This is a genomic window from Longimicrobium sp. (genome assembly GCF_036554565.1).
Taxonomy (GTDB): Bacteria; Gemmatimonadota; Gemmatimonadetes; order Longimicrobiales; family Longimicrobiaceae; genus Longimicrobium.
In genome coordinates this window covers 1-2984 of record NZ_DATBNB010000197.1, presented here as the reverse complement: position 1 = coordinate 2984, position 2984 = coordinate 1, and the positions used below count along the sequence as shown (strand labels likewise).

The following is a 2984-nucleotide window of genomic DNA, read 5'->3' as shown; positions in this document are numbered from 1 at the left end:
CAGGTGCGCGCGCCCGGCGCCCCGGACAGGATGATCTACTCCTTTGCCGTGCAGACGCGCGAGGGAACGGCCATCCCCGACGACGTCACCCCGCTGCTGGCCGAGTCGCTTCTGGCCGTGCGCGCCGGCGACGCGGTGGAGGATCCCTTCAACGGGCTGGTGCTGGCGGCGGGCCTGCGCTGGCGCGAGGCAGACCTGCTGCGCGCCTACGCCGAGTACGCCTTCCAGGTGGGGGCCATCCCCTCGCGCATCGCCGTGGCGCGCGCCCTGGCCACCTACCCCGCCGTGACGCGCGGCCTGGTGCAGCTGTTCCACGCGCGCTTCGCGGCCCCGGGCGGCGACGAGGCGCCCGCACGGGCCACGCTGGCGGCCGAGATGGAAAAGGTGAGCTCGCTGGCCGACGACCGCGCCCTGCGCCGGCTGCTGGCGCTGATCGGCGGCACCGTGCGCACCAACTACTTCCGCACGGGCGGCGCCGACCCCACCGTGCGCAGCGGCGGCGTGCCCTACATCTCGTTCAAGGTGCGCTCGGCCGACGTGGACGAGCTCAAGAAGACGCGGCTGCTGTACGAGGTCTTCGTCCACTCCTCACGCATGGAAGGCGTGCACCTGCGCGGCGCGCCCGTGGCCCGCGGCGGCATCCGCTGGAGCGACCGTCCCGACGACTTCCGCACGGAGATCCTGGGGCTGGTCACCACGCAGGTGATCAAGAACGCGGTGATCGTTCCCAGCGGCTCCAAGGGCGGCTTCATCACCCGGCGGCGCCTGGCGGACCGCGACGCGATGGGTGAGGAGGCGAAGGAGCAGTACCGCACCCTGATGCGCGGGCTGCTCGACATCACCGACAACCTAGTGGGGGGCACCGTGGTGCCTCCGCAGGGCGTGGTGCGGCACGACGGCGACGACCCGTACCTGGTGGTCGCGGCGGACAAGGGGACGGCGCACCTGTCGGACGTGGCCAACGCCGTCTCGGCCGAGTACGGCTTCTGGATGGGCGACGCCTTCGCGTCCGGCGGCAGCAACGGCTACGACCACAAGAAGGAGGGGATCACCGCGCGGGGCGGATGGGAGTGCGTCAAGCGGCACTTCCGCGAGATGGGCAAGGACATCCAGGCGGAGCCCTTCACCGTCGCGGGCGTGGGCGACATGAGCGGCGACGTGTTCGGCAACGGCATGCTGCTCTCCCGGCAGATCCGGCTGCTGGCCGCCTTCGACCACCGCCACATCTTCATCGATCCCACGCCCGACCCGGCGGTGAGCTTCGAGGAGCGGCAGCGCATCTTCGACCTCCCCCGCTCGTCGTGGGAGGATTACGACCGCGCCAAGCTTTCGCCGGGCGCGCTGATCGTGCCGCGCGGCAGCAAGGAGGTGGAGCTGACCCCCGAGGCCCGCGCCGCCCTGGGGCTGGGCGACGAGGTGGCGACGCTGGATGGCGAGGCGCTGATCCGCGCGGTGCTCACCGCGCCGGTGGAGCTGCTGTGGAACGGCGGCATCGGCACCTACGTGAAGGACCGCGAGGAAACGCACGCCGAGGTGGGCGACCCCACCAACGACCCGGTGCGCGTGGATGCCGACGTGCTGCGCTGCAAGGTGATCGGCGAGGGCGGAAACCTGGGGCTCACGCAGCGGGCGCGCATCACCTTCAACCTGCGGGGCGGGCGCCTGAACACCGACGCGCTCGACAACTCCGCGGGCGTGGACATGAGCGACCACGAGGTGAACCTCAAGATCCTGCTGAACGGGCTGGTGGTCGACGGGTCGCTTTCCGAGGAGCAGCGCAACGAGACGCTGCGGGCGATGACGGACCAGGTGTCGGAGCTGGTGCTGCGCGACAACGTCAGCCAGTCGCTGGCGGTGTCGCTGGACCAGCGGCGATCGAAGGAGGCGCTGGACGACTTCGCGGCGCTGATCGCGGCGCAGGAGCGCGAGCGCCTGCTGAACCGCGAGGCCGAGGGCATTCCCAGCCCCGACGAGATCGCCGAGCGGCGGGCGGAAAAGATCGGGCTGACGCGGCCCACCCTGTCGGTGCTGCTGGCGCACGCCAAGATGGCGGCCAAGATGCAGCTGCTGGACAGCTCCGTCCCCGACGACCCGGCCACGGAGTCGTACCTGGTGAACTACTTCCCCCCGCTGGCGGTGGAGACGGCGGGGCTGGAGCGCCTGCGCTCGCACCGGCTGCGGCGCGAGATCGTCACCACGCAGATGGTGAACGACCTGGTGGACCTGATGGGCTCGTCGTTCCTTCACCGCACCTCGCGCGACACGGGGCACTCCATTCCCGAGGTGGTGCGGGCGTGGCTGGTCGCCAGCCGCATCAGCGGCACCCCCGAGGTGCGGGCGGACCTTGCCGGGGCCGAGGGGCGCTACGACGTGGAGGTGGTGTACGGCTGGCTGCTGGACCTGGCGCGGGTGCTGGAAACGACTACGCACTGGATTCTGGCCAACGTGGCGCCGGGCGCGGCGACGGACGCGCTGATCGAGGATGCGCGGAGTGCGTTGGGCGCGCTGCGGGGGAACTTCGCCAAGGTGGTCAGCGGCGAGGACCGGGCGCTGTTCCTCACGCAGCTGGGCGCCATGCAGGACCTTGGCGTTGAGCGCGGCCTGGCGGAGCGGCTGATCACGCTGCGCTTCCTGCCGCAGCTGCTGGAGATCGTGGAGGTGTCGCGGCGCGGGCAGACCGACGAGCTGCGCGCGGCCAAGGCCTTCTACGCGGTGTCGGAGCACTTCGCCACGGCGCGCCTGCGCCAGGCGGTGCAATTGGCGGCCGGGCGCGATCCGTGGGAGCGGCGCTTCGCCCAGGCCTTGGGCGACGACGTGCAGCGGGCGCAGCGTGCGCTCGTGACGGGCTTGCTGGCGCGCGCGGGCGAGGGTGCTCCCGCGGGGGCGCTGGACCGCCTGGAGGCCGCGAATCCGCGGGGCGTGCGCGCGTATCGCGACCTGCTGGCCGAGCTGCGCGTGGGCAACTGTCCCCTTTCTGCGTATGC

The 2984-nt window shown here is 71.8% G+C and carries 1 protein-coding gene; it reads left to right on the top strand.

What is annotated here, in order from left to right; all coding sequences use genetic code 11:
- Positions 1-30: 30 nt before the first annotated feature.
- A partial coding sequence (locus VIB55_RS05370; RefSeq protein ID WP_331875640.1) for an NAD-glutamate dehydrogenase domain-containing protein occupies positions 31-2984 on the top strand: 2954 nt, incomplete at its 3' end.